At 68.9% G+C, this 19,078-nt stretch carries 20 protein-coding genes; 14 read left to right on the plus strand and 6 right to left on the minus strand.

The window, feature by feature from the left end:
- The first annotated feature begins 67 nt into the window (after positions 1-67).
- The 4 genes from Q0L11_RS24125 to Q0L11_RS24140 are packed head-to-tail and all read left to right on the plus strand — an operon-like array spanning position 68 to position 5,406.
- Complete coding sequence (locus Q0L11_RS24125; protein WP_296600728.1) at positions 68-2,701, plus strand: hypothetical protein; 2,634 nt, start codon at positions 68-70, stop codon at positions 2,699-2,701.
- Positions 2,691-3,779: a hypothetical protein gene (locus Q0L11_RS24130; RefSeq protein ID WP_296600729.1), complete on the plus strand. Its 1,089-nt coding sequence runs from the start codon at positions 2,691-2,693 to the stop codon at positions 3,777-3,779. The genes Q0L11_RS24125 and Q0L11_RS24130 overlap by 11 nt, the downstream gene beginning before the upstream one ends.
- Complete coding sequence (locus tag Q0L11_RS24135) at positions 3,776-4,165, plus strand: hypothetical protein (RefSeq protein ID WP_296600730.1); 390 nt, start codon at positions 3,776-3,778, stop codon at positions 4,163-4,165. Before Q0L11_RS24130 ends, Q0L11_RS24135 begins: the two co-directional genes overlap by 4 nt.
- Positions 4,162-5,406, plus strand: coding sequence for a hypothetical protein (locus Q0L11_RS24140; RefSeq protein WP_296600732.1), 1,245 nt, complete (start codon positions 4,162-4,164; stop codon positions 5,404-5,406). Before Q0L11_RS24135 ends, Q0L11_RS24140 begins: the two co-directional genes overlap by 4 nt.
- Here the strand turns inward: Q0L11_RS24140 and Q0L11_RS24145 are convergent.
- The gene (locus Q0L11_RS24145) at positions 5,383-5,715 is read right to left on the minus strand and encodes an STAS domain-containing protein (RefSeq protein ID WP_296600733.1); all 333 of its coding nucleotides are present in this window, start codon (positions 5,713-5,715) and stop codon (positions 5,383-5,385) included. The genes Q0L11_RS24140 and Q0L11_RS24145 overlap by 24 nt on opposite strands.
- 105 nt (positions 5,716-5,820) lie before the next feature.
- On the opposite strand from Q0L11_RS24145, the gene Q0L11_RS24150 reads away from it, so the two are divergent.
- The 5 genes from Q0L11_RS24150 to Q0L11_RS24170 all read left to right on the plus strand — a co-directional run bounded on the left by Q0L11_RS24150 (position 5,821) and on the right by Q0L11_RS24170 (position 9,646).
- Complete coding sequence (locus Q0L11_RS24150; RefSeq protein ID WP_296600734.1) at positions 5,821-6,267, plus strand: ATP-binding protein; 447 nt, start codon at positions 5,821-5,823, stop codon at positions 6,265-6,267.
- A gap of 6 nt (positions 6,268-6,273) precedes the next feature.
- Positions 6,274-6,732: an SET domain-containing protein-lysine N-methyltransferase gene (locus tag Q0L11_RS24155; RefSeq protein WP_296600735.1), complete on the plus strand. Its 459-nt coding sequence runs from the start codon at positions 6,274-6,276 to the stop codon at positions 6,730-6,732.
- The gene (locus tag Q0L11_RS24160; protein ID WP_296600736.1) at positions 6,729-7,955 is read left to right on the plus strand and encodes a diaminopimelate decarboxylase; all 1,227 of its coding nucleotides are present in this window, start codon (positions 6,729-6,731) and stop codon (positions 7,953-7,955) included. Before Q0L11_RS24155 ends, Q0L11_RS24160 begins: the two co-directional genes overlap by 4 nt.
- A gap of 63 nt (positions 7,956-8,018) precedes the next feature.
- On the plus strand, positions 8,019-8,708 hold the full coding sequence (locus tag Q0L11_RS24165; protein WP_296600738.1) for a TorF family putative porin: 690 nt from the start codon (positions 8,019-8,021) through the stop codon (positions 8,706-8,708).
- Positions 8,709-8,716: 8 nt separating this feature from the next.
- The gene (locus Q0L11_RS24170) at positions 8,717-9,646 is read left to right on the plus strand and encodes a glutaminase (protein WP_296600740.1); all 930 of its coding nucleotides are present in this window, start codon (positions 8,717-8,719) and stop codon (positions 9,644-9,646) included.
- Here the strand turns inward: Q0L11_RS24170 and Q0L11_RS24175 are convergent.
- Complete coding sequence (locus Q0L11_RS24175) at positions 9,643-10,464, minus strand: enoyl-CoA hydratase-related protein (RefSeq protein ID WP_296600741.1); 822 nt, start codon at positions 10,462-10,464, stop codon at positions 9,643-9,645. The genes Q0L11_RS24170 and Q0L11_RS24175 overlap by 4 nt on opposite strands.
- A gap of 102 nt (positions 10,465-10,566) precedes the next feature.
- On the opposite strand from Q0L11_RS24175, the gene Q0L11_RS24180 reads away from it, so the two are divergent.
- From Q0L11_RS24180 to Q0L11_RS24195, 4 genes are all read left to right on the plus strand, one after another.
- Positions 10,567-11,310, plus strand: coding sequence for a VOC family protein (locus Q0L11_RS24180; RefSeq protein ID WP_296600742.1), 744 nt, complete (start codon positions 10,567-10,569; stop codon positions 11,308-11,310).
- A 91-nt stretch (positions 11,311-11,401) separates the two neighbouring features.
- Positions 11,402-11,887 carry a DUF3237 domain-containing protein gene (locus Q0L11_RS24185; protein WP_296600743.1) on the plus strand — a complete coding sequence of 162 codons (486 nt, stop codon included), beginning with the start codon at positions 11,402-11,404 and terminating at the stop codon, positions 11,885-11,887.
- Positions 11,880-13,190: an MFS transporter gene (locus Q0L11_RS24190; RefSeq protein WP_296600744.1), complete on the plus strand. Its 1,311-nt coding sequence runs from the start codon at positions 11,880-11,882 to the stop codon at positions 13,188-13,190. Before Q0L11_RS24185 ends, Q0L11_RS24190 begins: the two co-directional genes overlap by 8 nt.
- Before the next feature lie 86 nt (positions 13,191-13,276).
- Positions 13,277-15,451: a TonB-dependent receptor gene (locus tag Q0L11_RS24195; RefSeq protein ID WP_296600745.1), complete on the plus strand. Its 2,175-nt coding sequence runs from the start codon at positions 13,277-13,279 to the stop codon at positions 15,449-15,451.
- Positions 15,452-15,505: 54 nt separating this feature from the next.
- Here the strand turns inward: Q0L11_RS24195 and Q0L11_RS24200 are convergent, their stop codons facing one another.
- Positions 15,506-15,820 carry a DUF1905 domain-containing protein gene (locus Q0L11_RS24200; protein WP_296600747.1) on the minus strand — a complete coding sequence of 105 codons (315 nt, stop codon included), beginning with the start codon at positions 15,818-15,820 and terminating at the stop codon, positions 15,506-15,508.
- A gap of 216 nt (positions 15,821-16,036) precedes the next feature.
- On the opposite strand from Q0L11_RS24200, the gene Q0L11_RS24205 reads away from it, so the two are divergent.
- A complete protein-coding gene (locus Q0L11_RS24205; protein WP_296600748.1) occupies positions 16,037-17,002 on the plus strand; it encodes a hypothetical protein in 966 nt (321 codons plus the stop codon).
- Between the two features lie 69 nt (positions 17,003-17,071).
- Here Q0L11_RS24205 and Q0L11_RS24210 read toward each other — a convergent pair whose 3' ends face one another.
- From Q0L11_RS24210 to Q0L11_RS24220, 3 genes are all read right to left on the minus strand, one after another.
- Positions 17,072-17,731 (minus strand): PEPxxWA-CTERM sorting domain-containing protein, encoded by a 660-nt coding sequence (locus Q0L11_RS24210; protein ID WP_296600749.1) that lies wholly within the window; start codon positions 17,729-17,731, stop codon positions 17,072-17,074.
- Between the two features lie 292 nt (positions 17,732-18,023).
- Positions 18,024-18,668, minus strand: coding sequence for a carboxymuconolactone decarboxylase family protein (locus Q0L11_RS24215; protein WP_296600750.1), 645 nt, complete (start codon positions 18,666-18,668; stop codon positions 18,024-18,026).
- A gap of 19 nt (positions 18,669-18,687) precedes the next feature.
- On the minus strand, positions 18,688-19,077 hold the full coding sequence (locus Q0L11_RS24220; protein WP_296600752.1) for a nuclear transport factor 2 family protein: 390 nt from the start codon (positions 19,075-19,077) through the stop codon (positions 18,688-18,690).
- Position 19,078 lies beyond the last annotated feature (1 nt).

A 19,078-nucleotide genomic window follows, 5' to 3' on the forward strand; every position in this document is an offset into this window, starting at 1 on the left:
TCTATAGAAAATTAGGGCGCGGTCGTTAACGCGGTGCGAGCGGCGGGGGCCGGGTCTGAGGAAGAACGTGCAGGTCTTCTTGAACCGCCTGTTCCGGGTCGAGCGCGGCGAGTGGCCGAAGCTCCTGCAGTTCGGCCTGTTCGGCCTGCTGCTGCAGACCGGCATGGGCATCGGGTTCGCCGCGGGGGACGCCGCTTTCCTCACGCACGTGGGCTCCGACAAGCTGCCGGTGATCTTCCTCCTGACCCCGGCGGTGATGATCGTCTACACGGCGATCTTCTCGTATCTGATGGTCCGCTTCTCCATCGACCACGTCGTCGACGTGACGCTGGCGGCGCTGATCGGGGGAGGCGCCGTCCTCTGGGGCCTAATCCAGATCGGGTTGCCCGAGCCGTTCCAGACGGGCCTGTACTACGTGCTGAAGCTGTACCTCGCCATGTGGTACATCGCGCTCTACTCGCTGTTCTGGAATTTCACCGACGCCTATTTCGACATCCAGGACGCCAAGCGGCTGTTCCCGCTCTTCGCCGCCTTCTGCGCCCTGGGGACGACCGTCGGCGCGCTGATCGTCAGCGGGCTCGCCGCCGTCATACCGATGCACGGCTTCCTGCTGGTTTGGGCGGGTGTCGCCCTGGCCACCGCCCCGGTGGCCGTGATGCTGCGCCGGCGCTGGCAGCGGATCTCCGACAGCGACACCGACCTGGACGGCGAGGACTCGGGCGTGGTGAGCCAGCTCGTCCAGGTGGCCAAGGCGTTCCGCGGTTCGGGCTATGCGGTCGCCCTTGTGGCGACCCTCTTCGTCACCCTGCTGATGACCAACCTGGCCGAGTATCAGTACTCGACCGTCCTGCAGAAAGGGCGCTCGGAAGCCGACCTCGCCAAGCTCTTCGGCGAGCTCTACGCCGGCGCCAGCGTGTTCAACCTCGTGATCTGCCTGTTCGTGTTCAACCGGCTGGTCACGCGGATCGGCGTGCGCAACGTGGCCCTGGTCCTGCCGCTGACATATTTCGCGGTCTTCGCCTACTTCTTCCTGGCGGGCGGCGCGCCGGCCGCCTTGGCGGCCTTCTTCGCCTATCACGGCGTCCTGACCTCGATCGAATACAACAACCAGAACCTGCTGTTCAACGCGACGCCGTCGCAGGTGAAGCGGCCCTTCCGAACCGTGGTGGAGGGCCTGGCCGAGCCGCTGGCCAGCCTGCTTTCGGGCGCCTTCCTGCTGCTCGCGGCCAAGAACGCCGACATGCGCGAGCTGTCCGGCATCGGCCTGCTGCTGGGCGCGGCCCTGATCGCGGTGGTGATGGCCCTGCGCCATCTCTATCCGGCGGCGATGGAAGCCAACATGCGGCGCGGCTGGCTGAATTTCGGCGACCCCAGCCTGCACGCGCCGGCGTTCGATGCGGAGGCCGAGGCGGCCCTTCGCGGCCGGCTCGCCGGGGCGGACTCCGGCGCTGCCGCGGCGGCGCGCGCGCTCCTCAATCCCCCGTCCCGGCAGGTCTCCGCCCGTGAGGACGCGCCCGATGCGTCCGACGCTACCGAGGCGTTCGCCGCCAGGCTGGACGATCCTTCGCCCGCTGCGCGGCGCTCGGCGCTGCAGGCGCTGACCAGTCTCGTGGGCCCGGGCGACATCGGCCTGGTGGAGCCCTTGGCGCGTATTCTGCCCGCGATGGATCGCGAGAGCCGCGGAACCATCCTGCAACTCCTTGGCGCCATCGGCGACGTGGAGGCGATCCCGCAGATCCTGACGGCCGCCGCGCGCCTCAGCCCGCGCGAGCTGCGCGCGGTCGAAGCCCTGCTGGTGGGCCTCGGCGAGGCGGCGATCCCGCGCCTCATGCAGGCGCTCACGAGCTATCAGACGCCCTACCGGGCGCGGGCCGTGGCGGCCCGGGCGCTGAGCACGCTCTCGCACGCCCAGTTCGTCTCCCAGCTCGACAAGCTGGTCCGGGAGGAGCTGGACGAGACCAGGCGCCGGCTGGCGGTCGCCGCACGCTTCGACCGGGAAGCCGGTCGCTCAGCGGCGCTCGGCCTTCTGGCGGAGGCCTATCGCCAACAGATCGGCGAGTCCGTGGACTTCACGCTGGAGTTGCTCGCCCTTGGCGGTCTGCTGCCCGACTTCGACCTGCTGATCGTCTCGCTGCACTCGGCCAACCCGAAGGTCCGCGGCAATGCTGTCGAGACCATCGCCAGCGGGGTCGGCCACGCGACATGGCGGCGGCTCGATCCCCTGATCCGGCGCTCGGGCGAGACCGCGCCGGCGCTGGGCGAACTGGCCCACCTGCTGAAGGCGGCGGTGGCGGGTGGGCGCGGCTTCGAGGCCGCCGCCGCGGCCCAGGCGCTGCGCGAGATGGTTCCGCCGGGAGAACTGGCCGCCGCCCTGCGCGACGGGCTTCGTCCCGGGATGGCGCCCATCTTCCGCGACAGTTTCGCCAGCCTGCTCGCGCTCGACTCCGGACGTCCGACGGTGGTCGACCTCGTGGCGGCGGTGCGTGCGAGCCCCGACCTCGCGGCTGCATCCATCGACGCCCAGGTGGCGCTCGCCGAGCGCGCCACGCCGGAACCGCCCGCCCGCCGTCCGGTGGAGCTGCGGCTGGCCGGACGTTCGTTCTGGCTCAGCCGGGCCGACGTGGACGAGGTGGCCGCCCGCTACGCCGACCTCGCGCTCAGCATGCTCAAGGCCAGGGACGATCGATCCTATGCGCTCTGACGGCACGCCGATCAAAACCCTGCTGTGGCGGACGATCACTCCCGCCATCCTGGTGCTCGCCGTGGCCCTTGGCGCGCTGGTCTACAGCCGGCTGTACGAAACGATCCTGGACGGCTTCTCGCGCAAGCTCATCGCCACAAGCGCGCTTACCGGAGCCCTCATCGACCCCGCCGATCACGACTTCCTGCTGCAGGCGGCGATGGTCAAGGCGCCGGCCGACGCCGTCGAGGCCATGCCGCAGTACCGGCGCAACGTGGAGCCGATGCGGCGCATCCGCCGTGAACTGGGGCTGACCTACCTCTACTCGCAGGCGCTGGGCGGATTGAAGGACGTGGTCTACGTCTTGGACTCCACGGTCGGGGACGAACACTCTACCTTGGGGTCGGAGGACGAACTGACCCCCGAGACCCGGGCCGGCCTGCGGCGCACGATGGACGGCGGCCCGATATACGTGTCGCCGATCGAGTTCCAGGAGCACTGGGGCCTGCTGAAGACCGCCGCTGCGCCCATACGCGACCGCGCGGGGAAGATCGTGGCGACGGCCGGGGCCGACGTGAACATCTCGGTCATCGAGGTCGCCACCCAGAACGCCCTGTTCGCCAGCGCCCTGATCGGCGTGGCGTCGCTGGCGGCCTCGGCGTTCGTCACCTTCCTGATCGTGCGCTGGGTGGCGGCGCCGATTGAAGGCCTGAAGGCCGACGCCCTGCGCATCGCCGCGGGTGATCGCGCTCCGCCGGCGCGCCTCAAGGGCCCGCGGGAGGTCTCCCGGCTTCGCGACGACCTCGGCGAGTTGGCCACACACCTGACGACGGCCATGCGCCAGGCGTGGAGCGATACGCTGGCTGCCGACCGCGTGCGAAACTCCGCGCGCCTGGAAACGGCGCTGCCGCCCGCCGTGCCGGTCAACTTTCCGGACGGCGCGGTTTGGAGCCCTCTCGACGACGGCCTTGAGGCGCGCCTGGAGCATCGGGCCATGGCGGACCTGGCGCGCCGCGTCGCCGCCGACCCGGCCCTTGCGAAGGCCTGGCGAGGTCTGGCGCTCGTCGTACACGGCGAGCTCACGGACGCGTCGGCATGATCGGCGTCGATGTCGTCCAGCGCCTGTTCGCCCTGCGCGAGGCCGGGCCCTTCCGCCGGCTCGATGACGCCGAGCTGCTGCTGATCGCCCGCCACGCGCGGCCGCGCGCCTATGGCCCCGGAAAGCTCGTGCTTCCCGCGGGGACGGTGGCCGAGGCGCTGTTCGTCACCCTGGCCGGACATGCTGAGACGGCGGGGAGCGCCGCGCCGGCGGTGTTCGATGCGCCGGGGTTGCTGTTTGGCCTCGCCGTACGGACCGACCACGTGGCGGGGCCCGACGGACTGGAGGCGCTGGTCATCGCAAAGCCGCACGTCTTCACCATCGCCCGGGAATGCCCCGAGTTCGTCGTCGGCCTGCGCGATCTGCTGGACGGGGCCGCCGGATGAGTATCCGTCGCACCTTCCTGCTGCTGATCGCGCCCCTGTTCCTGCTGTTGGCGGGTGTGAACGGGGCGCTGCTCTACATCTGGGAGCGGGCCGAGGCCGAACGGGGCCTCGCCAACCAGGCCATCGCCGCGGCGGTCACGGTAGCGGCGTTCGCCGACGCCTCCGAAGACCTTGCGCGCGCCTTGGCCGATCCGGTCCGCGGCGCGGCGCTGAGCGATGCCGTTCGGCGGGTGAAGGGGCTACAGGGCCTTTACCTCGTCAGACCCGATGGCCGGACGTTACGGCTCGCCGGCGACCCGTCCCGCGACTGGCCAGGCCGCTTCGAGACGCCAAGGACGCCGGCGGCGGCCGGCGTCAGAGCCGATTCCAAAGGTCTTCGGCGCGCGACTGGCCTGGCTCCGGTGAGGGGCGGGGGCTTCGTGATCGCCCAGATCGACGCCGAGCCGCTGTTCGCCCAGGTGAAGGGTCTTCAGAGACTGGTGGCCGGACTTGTCGCGGCCGCGGGCCTCGTCGGCCTCGTCCTGGCGCTCGCGATCTCGCGGATCATCACGGGCGAGCTGGCGCGCAACAGCGGCGCGATCGCGGCCATCCGAGCCGATGGGTCGGCTCAGACCACGGGGCGCTTCGCGATCCGGGAGACCGGAGACCTGGCCCAGGCGGTCCGGCTCATGGCGACAGGTGTGGCCAGCCGCATCGCGCGAGGACGGCGCGAACTGGCCCGGCGCGATCGTGCGCGGGACGAAGCCGTCAGCGCCGCGGCCTACCGCGACGCGGCCTTCCCCGCGGAGGCGGCCGAGGCGGCGGGCGCCAGCGTCGCGATGCGCGTCATGGGCGGCGCTCCCCCAGGCGTATTCCATGCGCTGTCGCTGGTCGCGGGACGCGCGGCGGTGGTCGTCGGCGAGTGCGGCGGGGAAAGCCCCTCCGCCGCGCTGGCGTCGGCCCTGGCGGCCAGGCGCCTGTTCGAGGCGCGGCTGGCGGGCGAGGGCGAAGCCTTGATCGCGCAGGCGACCGCCGCGTTCGGGATCACCCGCCTCGCATGGCGGGCGTGGGCTAGCGGCGATGCGCCTTCCGGATTGCTTTTGGTGATCGACGGCGACAAGGCGCAGCGCGCCGAAGTCTACGACGCCGCTGCGGCCCAGCTGGGGGCGGCGGCCGTCCTGGACGACCTGTCGACGCTGCTGGAGCCGGTGGGTGTCGCGGCGGCGATCCGGCCGCGGTCAGGCCAGCGCGGCGAGGGCTGACTCCACGTCGAGCTCGATGGCGAAGATGCTGGTGAAGCCCGAGATGTCGAACACCTCCTGGACGGAGGCCGACAGGCCGGTCAGCACCAGTTTGTGGCCCTTGCCACGGGCGGCCTTGGCCCCGATCAGCAGCACGCGCAGCCCCGCAGAACTGACGTAGGGCACCTCCGCCAGGTCCAGGACCACCTTCTCGCTCGCCTGGACGCGCGGAGGCAGGACGGCCTCCAGCTCTCCGGCCGAACCGGAATCCAGCCGCCCGGACGCCGTGAGCAGGAGTACGCCGCCGCGGGTCTGTTCGTGGATCTGCATGGGACACCTCGCGGGTCCGGCCTTCGCGCGGCCGTTGAGATAATTCGCGGGCCGACTAGACTGGCAACCGTGAGTCCCCGCAAGGGCCCCGAGCCGGCGAGCGCTATGGAACCCGACTTCGCCCATACGCTGCCTCCCGGCGGCAAGGGCCCCTCCGTCCTGCTCGACACCCTGGAAGAGGAACTGGCCGGCCGCGGCGTGCCCATGGCGACGGTGAGTTCCGTCCTGCTGGCGGTGGACGAACTCGTCAGCAACGTGCGCAACCACGGCGGAGCGGATGCCTCGGTGGAGGTGGCTGGGCAAGTCACCGATGAGCAGGTCACCCTGACGATCACCGACGATGGACCCGCCTTCGATCCGCTGGCGGCGGAGGCTCCCGACACCACGCTGGGCGTGGATGAACGCGAGGTCGGCGGCCTGGGAATCCATCTCGTGCGCCGCATGATGGACCGGGTGGTCTACCGGCGCGTGGGCAACCATAACTGTTTGCAGTTTTCCAAGAGCTATGCGCCACCGTCGCCTTCCCGACAGAGGGCGGGCGGGACATCCTAGGGCGATATGCCGACACCCAACGAATCGCAGGCCCGCGGCGCGCCGGATGAGGCCCTGGAAGTCTGTGACACGGACTCCGAGTACGGCCTTGGCGTCCGCACGCTGAGGGCGCGGCGCAAGGGCGAGGTGATCCACCGGTTCACCGGCGTCGTCGGGCCGGAGCTGAAGCAGCACAGCCTGCAGGTCCAGCCGGGGCTGCATATCTCCGAGACCAGTATCATCGGGTTCTTGTCGCATAGCTGCGACCCCGACTGCCGGCTCGACATGGAACGCTCGGAGCTTGTGGCGCTTCGCGACATCCCCGCCGGCGACCTGCTCACCATCGACTATGCTGAGACCGAGGACGTGCTGTTCCGGCAGTTCGCCTGCCACTGCGGCGCGCGGACCTGCCGCCACTGGATCACGGGCCGCCTCGAAGGGCCGAACGCGGAGGGGCGGGCCTACATCGCCCGGCCGGCGCCTTGAGCGGCCCGCAGCCCGCCGCCGCCTTCTGGTGGACCCGCGACGACCTCGGCTTCATCGAGGGCCGTCTGCACCTGGGCGGGCGCGACCTCGGCGCCCTGGCCGCCGCGGTCGAAGGGCCGCTGCACGTGGTCAGCGAGGCGCGCGTCCACGCCAACCTCTCCCGACTGCGGGAGGCGCTGGCCTCCAGCGGCTGTCCCACGCGCGCCTATTACGCGATCAAGGCCAACCGGTTCGAGCCGCTGCTGCGGTCCATCGCCAGGACGAGCCGCTGGGGGGCGGATATCTGCTCGCCCAACGAATTGGATCGGGCCCTCGACTGCGGATTCGCCCCGGCCGACATCAGCTTCACCGGGACGGCGGTCGCCAATCGCGACCTGGAACGACTGCTCGCCGAGCCCGATCTGACCATCAACTGCGATTCCGTGGGCATGATCCGGCGCATCGGCGAGCGGGCCCCGGGCCGGGCGATCGGCGTGCGGGTCAATCCCGAGCGCGGCACGGGCTACGCTGGCGCCGAGAAGCTCACCTATGCGGGCGCCGCCGTAACCAAGTTCGGCATCTACCGCGACCAGTGGGCCGACGCCCTTGCGATGGCCCGGGCGCACGGCCTTTCCATTACAAGCCTGCATTTCCACGTGGGTTGCGGGTACCTGAGCCGGGAGTTGGACGCCTGGGAGGCGGCGGTGGCGTCGGCGGCGAGCTTCCTTGAGGCCTGCCCCGGGGTGCGGACGGTCAATGTCGGCGGTGGTTTGGGTGTCCCGCACCGCGAGGGCGACGTCCCGCTCGACCTCGCGGCCTGGAGCGCCGTTCTGCGGCGCCGGTTCGCGGGCCGCGGGGTGACGGTCGCGGCCGAGCCTGGGGAGTACATCGTCAAGGACGCCGGCGTCCTGCTGCTGCAGGTGGTGGACGTCGAGCGCAAGAAGGACGTGATGTTCGCCGGGCTGGACGGCGGCTTCAACCTCGCGCCCGAGCCCGCCTACTACGAGCTGCCTTGCGAGCCCGTGGCCTGTGCGCCCCGAAGCCTGGACACCTCGACGTGGCGACCGGTCAGCCTCGCCGGCAACATCAACGAAGCGCTCGACGTCTGGGCGCATGGCAAGCTGATGCCTGAGCTGGCCGAGGGCGACCGCATCGCCCTGATCAACGCCGGCGCGTACGGCGCCTCTATGGCTTCGAACCACTGCATGCGGGGCGACTTCACCGAGATGCTGCTGCCGGCGTGACGCGCCAAGCTCCCGTTAAGTGAATCGGCTGCTGATAGGCCCATGGTTTCGCAAGGACGCCGCATGACCCTTCGCAAGAAGCCCTTCGCCCTCGCCGCGCTGGCGACGCTGGCGTTCGCAGTCCCGGCCGCCGCACAGGACGCGCCGAGCTTCAGCTTCAACCTGGGCGCGGCCAGCGACTACGTCTTTCGGGGCGTGAGCCAGACCGACGAGCACCCAGAGGTGTTCGCCGGCGCCGACCTTTCGATGGGCCAGTTCTACGCCGGGACCTGGGTCTCGAACGTGGACTTCAACGACAGCACGGACGCCGAGTTCGACCTCTACGCGGGGTTCAAGCCGACGGTCGGCCTGTTCTCGCTGGACCTGGGCGTCCTCTACTACGGCTACGTCGATCAGCCCTCGGGCGCCGATCTGGACTACTTCGAGTTCAAGGCCGCCGCCGCCCTGCCGTTGGGCCCGGCCACCCTGGGCGCCCAAGCCTACTATTCGCCGAACTACTACTCGGGCATGGATCACGGCTTCTACTACGAGGTGAACGGCTCGATCTCGCCGACCGAGAAGGTGTCGTTCAGCGCCGCCCTGGGCCGCCAGGAAGTCAGCGGCGCCGGTGACTACACCACCTGGAACGTGGGCGTCGGCTACGCGCTCACCGACCACCTGGGCGTCGATCTGCGCTATCACGACACCGACAAGCACAGCTTGGGCGACACCTACGGCAGCCGCGTGGCGGTAAGCCTGAAGGCCAGCTTCTAGAGGATCCCATGAGCGCCAGCCTTGCCCAGATCGTCGCCGAGGTGGGCAAGCAGGTCGCCGACGCCCATCGCGGCGAGGGCAAGGTCGCCGACTACATCCCAGCGCTGGCCCGAGTGGACGCCAACCGCTTCGGCCTGGCGGTGATCACCTGCGAAGGCGAGATGGCCGAGTACGGCGACGCCTGGATGCCGTTCTCGATCCAGAGCATCTCCAAGGTCTTCACGCTTACGATGGCGCTGCAGCGGATGGGTGAGGCGCTGTGGGCGCGCGTCGGCCGCGAGCCGTCGGGGTCGCGCTTCAACTCCATCGTCCAGCTCGAAGCCGAGAAGGGCGTGCCCCGTAACCCCTTCATCAACGCTGGCGCCATCGTGGTGACGGACGCGGTGCTGGCCGGCCGGACGCCCGATGAGGCCGTCGCCGACATCCGCGACACCCTGCGGCGGCTGGCCGACAACGAGACCATCGACATCGACAAGGAGGTCGCGACCTCCGAGGCCGCCACCGGCTTCCGCAACTACAGCCTCGCCAACTTCATGAAGGGGTTCGACAACCTCAACAGTCCGGTCGAGGACGTGCTGCAGACCTATTTCCACCAGTGCTCGCTACGCATCACCTGCCGCCAGTTGGCGCGGGCGGGGCTGTTCCTGGCCAACGAGGGAACGGACCCCCTGAGCGGCGAACATGTGATCAGTCCCGAGCATGCGCGGCGCATCAACGCCATCATGATGACGTGCGGCCACTACGACGCCTCGGGGGAGTTCGCCTTCCAGGTTGGCCTCCCCGGCAAGAGCGGCGTGGGCGGTGGCATCCTCACCGTCGTGCCCGGCGTGGCGGCGGTGGCCGTCTGGTCGCCCGGCCTCAACGAGGTGGGAAACTCCCAGGTCGGCACGCTGGCGCTGGAGCGGCTGGCGATGCGGATGGGTTGGTCAGTGTTCTAGCGCCCCACGAACACCGGCTCGCGCTTCTCGACGAAGGCCCTGGCCGCTTCCTTGTGATCCGCCGTCTGGCCGCAGTGGACGTGGTGGGTGGCCTCCAGGTCGAGGCAGTCGTCCCAGTCGCCGGCCATCGCGCGGTTCAGGTTCTCCTTCATGTAGCGGTAGGCGATGGTCGGCCCGTTCGAGAGGCGTCGCGCGATCTCGCGTGTCCTGGCCTGCAGCTCGTCGAACTCGCAGACCCAGTTGGTCAGGCCCAACCGCAGCGCCTCGTCCGCCGCGATGCGGTCCGAAAGGAAGTACATCTCCCGCGCCTTCGCCGAGCCCACGAGCTGGGTGAGGAAGTATGTGCCACCGTAGTCGCCCGAAAAGCCGACCTTGGCGAAGGCGGTGGTCATGATCGCGCTGGAGGCCATGATCCGCAGATCGCAAGCCAGCGCCAGGCCCAGGCCCGCGCCGGCGGCCGCGCCGGGCAGCGCGGCCAGCGTGGGCTTCGGCATCTTGAACAGCTTGCCGGCGGTGGCCCGCTGGTTGACGCGCTGGCGGTGGATGGCCGCGTCGATGCCTTCGCCGGCGCCGCCGCCTTCGTTGCGGCTGTTCATGCCCTTCACGTCGCCGCCCGCGCAGAACCCCTTGCCCGCCCCCGTCAGCACCACGACCTTCACCGAGGCCTCCAACTCGGCCCAGGCAAGGGTCTTGGCCAGCGCGTCGTTCATCTCGCCCGACATGGCGTTGCGCGCCTCGGGCCGGTTGAGCGTCAGCGTCAGCACGCCCGCCTCCAGATTGGCGAGCAGGTCGTTCGTGCCGGTGTCGATGTCGGCCATGGCGTTCCTCCGTCCGTTCGTTGGCGGCACGATACGGCGGGCGCGCTTGACCGTCATCCCGGCCGCTCCTCTAGTCTGGGCAAAAGACAGGGGAGGAAGAAGATGCGGCTTCGGCAGATCGCATTGGTGGGCGCCGACCTGGAGGCGGCCCGCGCCGAGATCACCGACGTCTTGGGCCTGGGCGCGGCCTATGCCGACCCGGGCGTCGGCAAGTACGGCCTGCACAACGCGGTCTGGCCGGTCGGCGACACGTTCCTGGAAGTGGTCTCGCCGACCCAGGACGGCACGACGGCCGGCCGCCTGCTGGACAAGCGTAGCGGCGACGGCGGCTACATGGTCATCCTCCAGACCGACGATCTGGCCGGCGCCCGCGCGCGAATCGCCGAACAGCGCGTCCGGATCGCCGACCAGTTCGACGGCAAGGGCGTCGCATTCACCCACCTGCATCCGAAGGATGTCGGCGGCGCCATCGTCTCCGTCGACTGGATGGAGCCGCGCGAGCGCTGGGAGTGGGGCGGTCCCGATTGGCGGAAGAACGTGAAGACCGACACCTCGCTGGAGATCGTCGGCGCCGAGGTCCAGGCCGACGACCCCCCGGCCATGGCGAAGCGCTGGGGCGAGGTGCTGGGACTGCCGCTCCGCGACGGCGGGGTGAGCCTGGGCCTGGACGGCGGCGAGATCCGCTTCGTGAAGGCTTCGGACGGCCGCGGCGAAGGGCTTAGGGCCTTCGACGTGAAGGTGCGGGATGTGGCCGATGTCCAAGCGAGGGCCGAGCGACGCGGCACTCTGAACGCCGCCGGAGAGGTTACGCTCTGCGGGACCCAGGTGCGGTTGGTGCAGGGGTAACCTCCGCACATCTTTCGCTCGCAAGAGAAGGAGGAGTTCCCCTCTCTCCGTAAATATGTAGAGTTCTAAGTAATAACGAGGAGGGAGCGCGATGGAGGGCCTGAAGGCTCAACCGCTGTGCGTGGCCGACATCCGGCTGGAGGACAACGCGCCCCTGCCGCTGGGCAAGTCGCCGTGGCGCAACCGGCGGGTCAGCTACATCGCGGGCGGCGTGGTCGAGGGCGAGCGGCTGCGCGGCGAGGTGATGGCTGGCGGCGGCGACTGGTCCGAGCTGGGTCAGGGCGCCGACGGCGCGGCGCTGACGCTGGTGGACGTCCGCTCGCTCTGGAAAACCCACGACGGGGCCCTGATCGACGTACGGTACGGCGGGCGTTTGGTGATCCCGCAGGCGGTGCTGGCCGACTTCCGCGATCCGGCCAAGGTCGAGGCGGTGAGCGAGGACGACTATTACTTCCGCATCCAGCCCATCTTCGAGACGGCCGACCCTCGTTATGATTGGCTGAACGCTCAGGTGGCGGTTGGCTACGGAAAGCGCACCGCCAAGGGCGTGCGCTATCGGATCTTCGGCGTTGAATAGCGCGCCGCGCGGCGGCGCCTACGCCTGGTACGTCGTCGCCGTCCTGCTGCTGGCCTACACGCTGTCGTTCATCGACAGGATGATCCTCAGCCTGCTGGTCGGCCCGATCCGCGCCGACCTAGGGATCAGCGACACCCAGATGAGCCTGCTGATGGGGTTCGCCTTCGCGATCTTCTACAGCGTGCTCGGGATACCGCTCGGCTGGCTCGCCGACCGTGGTAGCCGGCGTAGCCTGATGGCGGCCGGGGTCGCCGCCTGGAGCGTCATGACTGCCATCTGCGGCCTTGCGAAGGGTTACGTAGGCCTGTTCCTGGCGCGCATCGGCGTGGGTGTGGGCGAGGCGACGCTTTCGCCAGCGGCCTATTCCCTGCTGGGTGACTACTTCCCACGCGAAAAGCTGGGCCGGGCCATGGCGGTCTACTCCATCGGCGTGCCGCTGGGCTCCGGCATCGCCCTGGTCGCCGGCGCCCTGGTGGTGAAGTTCGTGACCGAGGGCGGAGCGCTGGCGGTTCCGCTGCTGGGCGCGATGGAGCCCTGGCGGCTCACCTTCGTCGTCATCGGCCTGCCCGGACTTCTGGTGGCGGCCCTCATCGCCCTTACCGTTCGCGAGCCGCAACGGGCCGCCGCGAAGGACGGTGTGGCGCGAGGGGAGTTCACGGCTTTTCTCCGCACGCACGCACGGGCCATCGGCGCGCACTTCGCCGCGATGTCGATGATCACCTTGGTGATGTACGGCGCCATGGCGTGGATTCCTCAGTTCCTGCACCGGACCTACGCCATGCCGGTGGCCGAGGCTGGCCTGTGGTTCGGCGCGGCAACGGCCCTTTGCGGGGCCGCGGGCCTGATGCTCGGCGGGTGGATGGCCGACCGGATGTACGACCGGGGACAAAAGGACGCCCACCTGCGCGTCATCCGCCTCAACGCGCTGCTTCTCTTGCCGCTGCTCTGCGGAATGGCGCTGGCGCCGAGCGCGAGCCTCGCGCTGGGGCTGATGGTCCTGATGATGCTGATCGGCACGATCCATGGCGGCGTCGCCGGCGCCGCCCTACAGATGATCACGCCGTCCCGTCTGCGCGCCCGCATGGTGGCGCTCTACTTCTTGGTGGCGAACCTGATCGGCCTGGGCTGCGGCCCGACGGCGATGGCGCTGGTGACCGACCGGGTGTTCGGCGACGACGCCTCGCTGCGCTACGCCATAGCCCTCGTGACGGCGCTCGCGATGCCGGTCTCGGCCGTCGCGGCGACGCTGGGCCTCAAGCCCTTCGCGCGCGCCGTGGAGGCCGCGGAAGCAGGCGCGGCATAAATGCTTAGCATTCTATCGAATATGCTGTAGCGTCCCTTTCCCTGAGGCCTCGCCTTGAGACGAGGCCCTGCAAAGGGGAGAATGCAATGCTCAGGTCGCTGGCGCATGGCGCCTCGTGGTTGGCGTTCGGGACGGCGGTGTTCGGGGCGGGGCAGGCCGCCGCCCAGGCCAGGGAGGCCGAGGTCTCCGAACTCGTGGTCACTGCCCAGCGTGTCGAAGAAAACATCCAGCAGGTGCCGATCGCGGTCAGTGCGTATTCGGCCGCCGCGCTGGAGAAGCAGTCGATCGAGACCATCCAGGACATCGCGATCCGCACGCCGGGCTTCAGCGCGGGCGCCGTCGATCCGATCCAGACCAACTTCGCCATCCGTGGGATCGGCTCGGCCTTCGGCATCAGCCAGAACGCCGGCGGCGACGCTTCGGTGGTGGTCTTCGTGGACGGGGTCTACGCAGGTCGTGGCGGCACGCCCGACATCGACGCCCTGAACCTGGAACGCGTGGAAGTGCTGCGGGGGCCGCAGGGCACTCTCTTCGGCAAGAACACCGTGGGCGGCCTGATCCAGTACGTGAGTAGGAAGCCGTCGGCGGAGCCGTCGTTCCGCATTGAGGGCCAGTACGGAAACTATGACCGCCGCCAGCTCAACGCCCGGGGCAACCTGCCGATCGGAGACAAGGTGTTCGTCTCGCTGGGCGGCTCGATGAAGAAGCGCGACGGCTACGAGTTCAACGAGACCACGGGCAACGACGTCAACAACCAGGAGCTGAAGACCGCGACCGTAGCGGTCCGGTTCCTGCCCAGCGAGAACCTGGACATCGTCCTGGCCGCCGACTTCACCGACCAGGACCAGAAGGGCAATCCGCGCCACAACAACTGCGACCGCAGCTTCGACAACGGCATCCATTGCGTCGGAATCAACCCCGACCCGCGGGTCGTGAACGCCTTCACCGACGGCTACCTGCGTCGGTGGCTGCGGACCTATCGTGGCGAGGTGAACTGGACGACGCCGTTTGGCGTGGTCACCTCCATCACGGCTCTCCGCGACGTCACGCTGAACTTCCGCACGCCCTTCTTCTCCAATCCCGTGCGGCCGCCGGCCCAGATCGAGTCCACCGAGACCGATCACGAGAACAACAGCCAGTTCAGCCAGGAACTGCGTCTGGCGTTCGACGCCATGGACGGGCGCCTCAAGGGCCAGCTGGGGGCCTACTACCTGCGCGAGGACAATGAGCGCATCGAGGACCTGCGGCAGGATTTCCCCGCGCCGGCCTCGACCGGGATCGCGACCTATCCGCAGGAGGTTCTGGGCAAGAGCTACGCGCTCTTCGGCCAGTTCAGCTATGCGATCACCGATCAGCTCACCGCCACGGCGGGCATCCGCCAGACGTGGGAGGAGAAGAGCGGCCACTTCATCGGCCGCAAGGTGTCCGGCCCGGGCATGCCGCCGCCGCTAGCCGCGAACTACGACGTGCGCGCCTCCGAGAAGTGGAACGCGCTGACGCCGCGCTTTGCGCTGGACTATCAGATGACGCCGGACGTGCTGGTCTATGCGTCGGCCACGCGCGGCTTCAAGAGCGGCGGCTTTCAGGGCATCGCCGGGTCCGCGCTCAGCCAGTCGACGCCTTACGACCCCGAGTACGCCTGGAGCTACGAGGGCGGGTTCAAGAGCCAGTTCTGGGACCGCAAGGCGCTGTTCAACGCCTCGCTGTTCCAGACCAACTACAAGGACCTGCAGGTCTCGCAGCTCGTCCCGCTGTGCTGCGTCGTGGTCGGCAACGCCGCAACCGCGAAGATCAAGGGCGCCGAGTTCGAGTTAATGATCCGGCCCGTCGGCGGGCTGCAGATCGACGGCAGCTATGCGCGCCTGCAGGCGGAGTTCACCAGCTTCGCCAACGGCGCCACCGCGAACTACAGCGGCAACGACCTTCCGCGTTCGCCGAAGGACAAGGTTCACCTGGGCGTGCAGTACACGGCCGACCTCGAGGGCTGGGAAGCGCTGGCGCGGGTCGATTACACAAACCAGTCGCACATGTTCTTCGAGGCCTCGAACATTCCGGCCCAGAAGCAGGAGGGCTACATCAACGTTGACGCCCGCGTCTCGTTGACCTCACCCGACAAGCGCTGGCAGGTGGCCGTCTGGGGCAAGAACCTGACGGACGAACTGGTGGCGACCTACGTCACCTATTTCGGCGCCTATCGCCAGACCCTCGTACCCTACGCGCCCCCGCGCACGTACGGCGTGACCCTCGTCTGGAAGATGTAACGCCTCAGCCTCCCCCGCCGCCGCGCATTGGTGGCGGGGGACGCCGCCGATCCGTCAGCGCTCGGGGAGCCGCACGATCATCTCCACGGCGATCCGGTCGCCTGCCGTAACGTTCGCCTTGTGGCGCACGGCGTCCTTCAACGGCAGCAGGTAGGTTCCGTCGCGTGGGAAAAGCGAGGTGGTGAAGACCGCCTCGCCGATCGTGGCTTCCACCGGGATCACCCCCCACCCATAGCTGGCCGCGCGGGCGACGCGGCGGATCTCTTCGGCGCCGTCGGCCGGCAGCGGCGCGAAGAAATAGGGCGCCGGCCCCCGCCACACGATGACTTCCGCAGCGAAGCTGAGATGGACGGGCGGTGCGGTCGGCATGTCGCCACCCTGCCGGATCGCCCCCGCCCCTTCCAGGGCCGACGACGAGCCGACGCAAGCAAGCCTGTGGGCCGAGGACCTGCAACCGCCGGTCCCTATCGGGTGGGCAATTTAAATCATAACATCATTCATTCTCGAACTATCGGAGTGAGGGTCGAACCCGCACCCGCGGAGGGAAGGCCGATGCCGCACGCAGGAACGCAGGGGGGGCGGTCCATGCCAGCGCTGACCATCGAGGACTCCGTCCGGCAGGCGTTCCAGATCATGGCCGTCGGCGGCCGTGGGGACGCTGGAGCCCTGGCCGCGGGGCTTCGGCGTGACGTGACCGGCCTTGGCCTGCGCGCGCTCGCGGCCAAGCTTCTGCATGTTTCGGTCTGCACCCCCGAACGGCTGCTCGACGTGTACGACGCGGCCGCGCATGGCTGGCTTTCAGGCCAAGTCTATCCGCCAAGCACCCGCAACACCCGGGACAACGGTCCGCCCGACGCCTTCTGGCGGGATTTCTGGAAGCTTCTCGAGGGGGCGGCCGCCGAGCGGCGCCGGGTCCCGTTCACCCGGGCGGCGATCAGGCTGACGCGCCTGCTCGACAAGCAATTGGACGAGCGCGTCGCGGCGACGGCGCTCGACTATCGCGGCGCGCGCGAGGCGGCGGCCAAGGGGCTTCTCGAACACCTAGACGTCCGCGAACTGGCTCACGCGGCTCCGAGCCACTTGGGCGGCCTCATCTATCGCGAGGCCATGCTGCGGGAGCAGCAACAAGATTGCATCCACCCGGCGGAGTGGGGGTTCGACCGGATGCCGCCGCCGCTGGGCTATCTCAACGCCCGCATCCTCGAGAGCCACGTCGCCTGGGCGGTGGTCGGCGGATACAGCCACGCCGAACTCGACGAGCTGGCGCTGGCGGCGTTCCAGACGGCGCAATTCGGCCATCATTATTCCTCGGTGGTCCTCGCGCTCACCATGGCGACGGTGGCCATCGAGCGGCCAGCGGGGCTGGAAATCGTGCTGGAGAGCGTGTTCCGCGGCTGGCTTCACGGCCGCCAGACACCGCCTCTGCTTGGTGTGGCCTGGCGCGAGCTGCTGGACTTGCCCCTCGATGCGGTGCGTCAGGCGTTGGGCGTCGTTCCGTTCGCCTCACCGCTGGCGGCGGCCGTGCGGCTCTCGGCTCGCGGCGCTCGCTGAAGCGGAAACGAATAAGGCCCCGGCACGGGACACCGGGGCCTCCTTCGTCGCGTCGAGTTTACGGGGTCTCTACGCGAGAACCATTCGGCGGCGACGCAGGGCGGCCCCCGCAGCGCCGAAGCCCAGGATCATCAGCGCCCACGTGGTGGGTTCCGGCACGGCGGTCAGCGCGCCGAGGCGGATCTGGCCGACGGCCACGTCCCCGGACGTCTGGAAACTGACGTGCGTGAACACGTCACCGTCCGTCGCCTTGAAGTTGAAGAAGCTGTTGTTCGTGATGTCCTCGAACCCAACCGGACCGGCGGGGTAGGGGTTCATGTTCTTGTCGACGTACTGGGTGAACGCCACGCCGGCGGCGTTGAAGCCTTGCAGCGTGATCGACCACAAGGTTTGCCGCGGCGCGTTGATGTTGATCTCGGCGGCCGTGAACGTCGCGCCCGGGGTCGAGATGTCGAGGTAGGTCAAGCCGCCGTCGGCGCCCGCGACCCAAACCTGGCCGCCGCCGTGGTTCGACGGGACGATCACTTCGTCGCCGGTGACCTGGACCGTCCAGCCTTCGTTGCTGAGGCCCAGGATCACATTGTCGGTCCCGGTGTCGGCGCCGTCGATCAGCACCGTGTCCAGGCTGCCGGGCAGGTTGCCTTGCGTGATGATCACCGCGGCCGACGCCGCGTTCGCCGCGGCCAGGGCCGCCGCCGCCACCGCAGCCGTCGTAAGAAACTTCTTCATCACAGATCCCCGTCTGTAGGTAGAGAACGAGGATACGTCGATCTCAAGATGCGCTCTCATCGCTCCCCTAAGGCGCGAGTCCGGGGCGTGAATCTTGGTTAATCAGTGGTTTACGTGTATCGGCGTTCGCGGAGGCCGGCGCGACAACTGCGACGCCCACGAGACGATGGGCAGGGCCCATCGACCAGCTACACGCCGATCAAGCCTTGCTCGGCGTCGGCCCTGCGCAAAATTCTGCGAAGTCTCGCGGCGCACGAGAACGCCAGATGTACGCCGCGAGGCGACTCTTGGGCTACCTCGTCCTGTTGGGGCTCAGGAAGTCCGACGCGTTGAAGCCTTCCGGCGCGGCGACCTCGACGATCGGATCTTCGCGGTTGTCGTACTCCATGCGCAGGGCGCGGGTGATCACGGCGTGCATGGCGTACAGGGTCGTGATGTACGTGAACTCGAAGATCTCCTCGTCGCCCCAGAAGGTGCGGAGCTTCTCGAACACCTCAAGCGGGGTGCGGCCGTCGCCCGAGGTCAGGCAGTCGGCGTAGGCCAGGACCGCGCGCTCCTGGTCGTTGTAGACCTCCGACACCTGCCAGTGCGGGATGGCGGCGATCTTCTCGTCCGAGACACCCAGGCCACGTAGCGACTTGCAGTGCTGGGAATAGACGAACTGGCTGCCCTTAACCCATCCGGCGCGGGTCTGGCCCAGTTCGCGCAGGACGGGGTCCAGCTTGCGGTCGGGGTGGCGGTAGACCGCGAAGCCGTCGACGGCGTGCTTGAAGATGTCGGGCGCGATGGCGAAGACCGTCCACCAGTCGCCGGGCGTGCCGGTGGCGGTGCCGGGGCTGGCCACCGGGTCGCGGTCGGGGCCGAACAGGCGGTCGTAGTAGGCCTTCACGACCTCCGAGGTCACTTCGGCGCGGGGGATCTGCTTCAGGACGGGCATCTGAGGTTTCCTCGAAATTTCAGGCGTATTTGCGGAATTCGGCGACCCGGGCGGAGTCGAAGTACTCGTCCAGGCGGGTGATCTTGCCGTTCTTCACGGCGCAGACGATGCAGGCCGGCAGGTTGACGCGCACGCCGTCCTGGACGCGGGTTCCGCGCAGGACGTGCTGCTGGACGAAGCCGCCGGGAAACACCTCCACCCGGCGGTCGTCGTACACGCGGTCGACGATGCGGGTGACCATGCCGGCCAGGGTCTTCCTGTTGTCTTCCGGGCCCTGGATCAGTTCGTCGGTGTTGTGCCAGATCTCGGCGTCGGGCGCGTAGCACGCCACCAGGCCGTCGATGTCGCCCGCTTCCACGCAGTCGAAGAAGCGTTTCGCCAACATGCGGATGTCGTCGAGCTCGGACATG

The organism is Phenylobacterium sp. (genome assembly GCF_024508875.1).
Classification (GTDB): Bacteria; Pseudomonadota; Alphaproteobacteria; order Caulobacterales; family Caulobacteraceae; genus Phenylobacterium.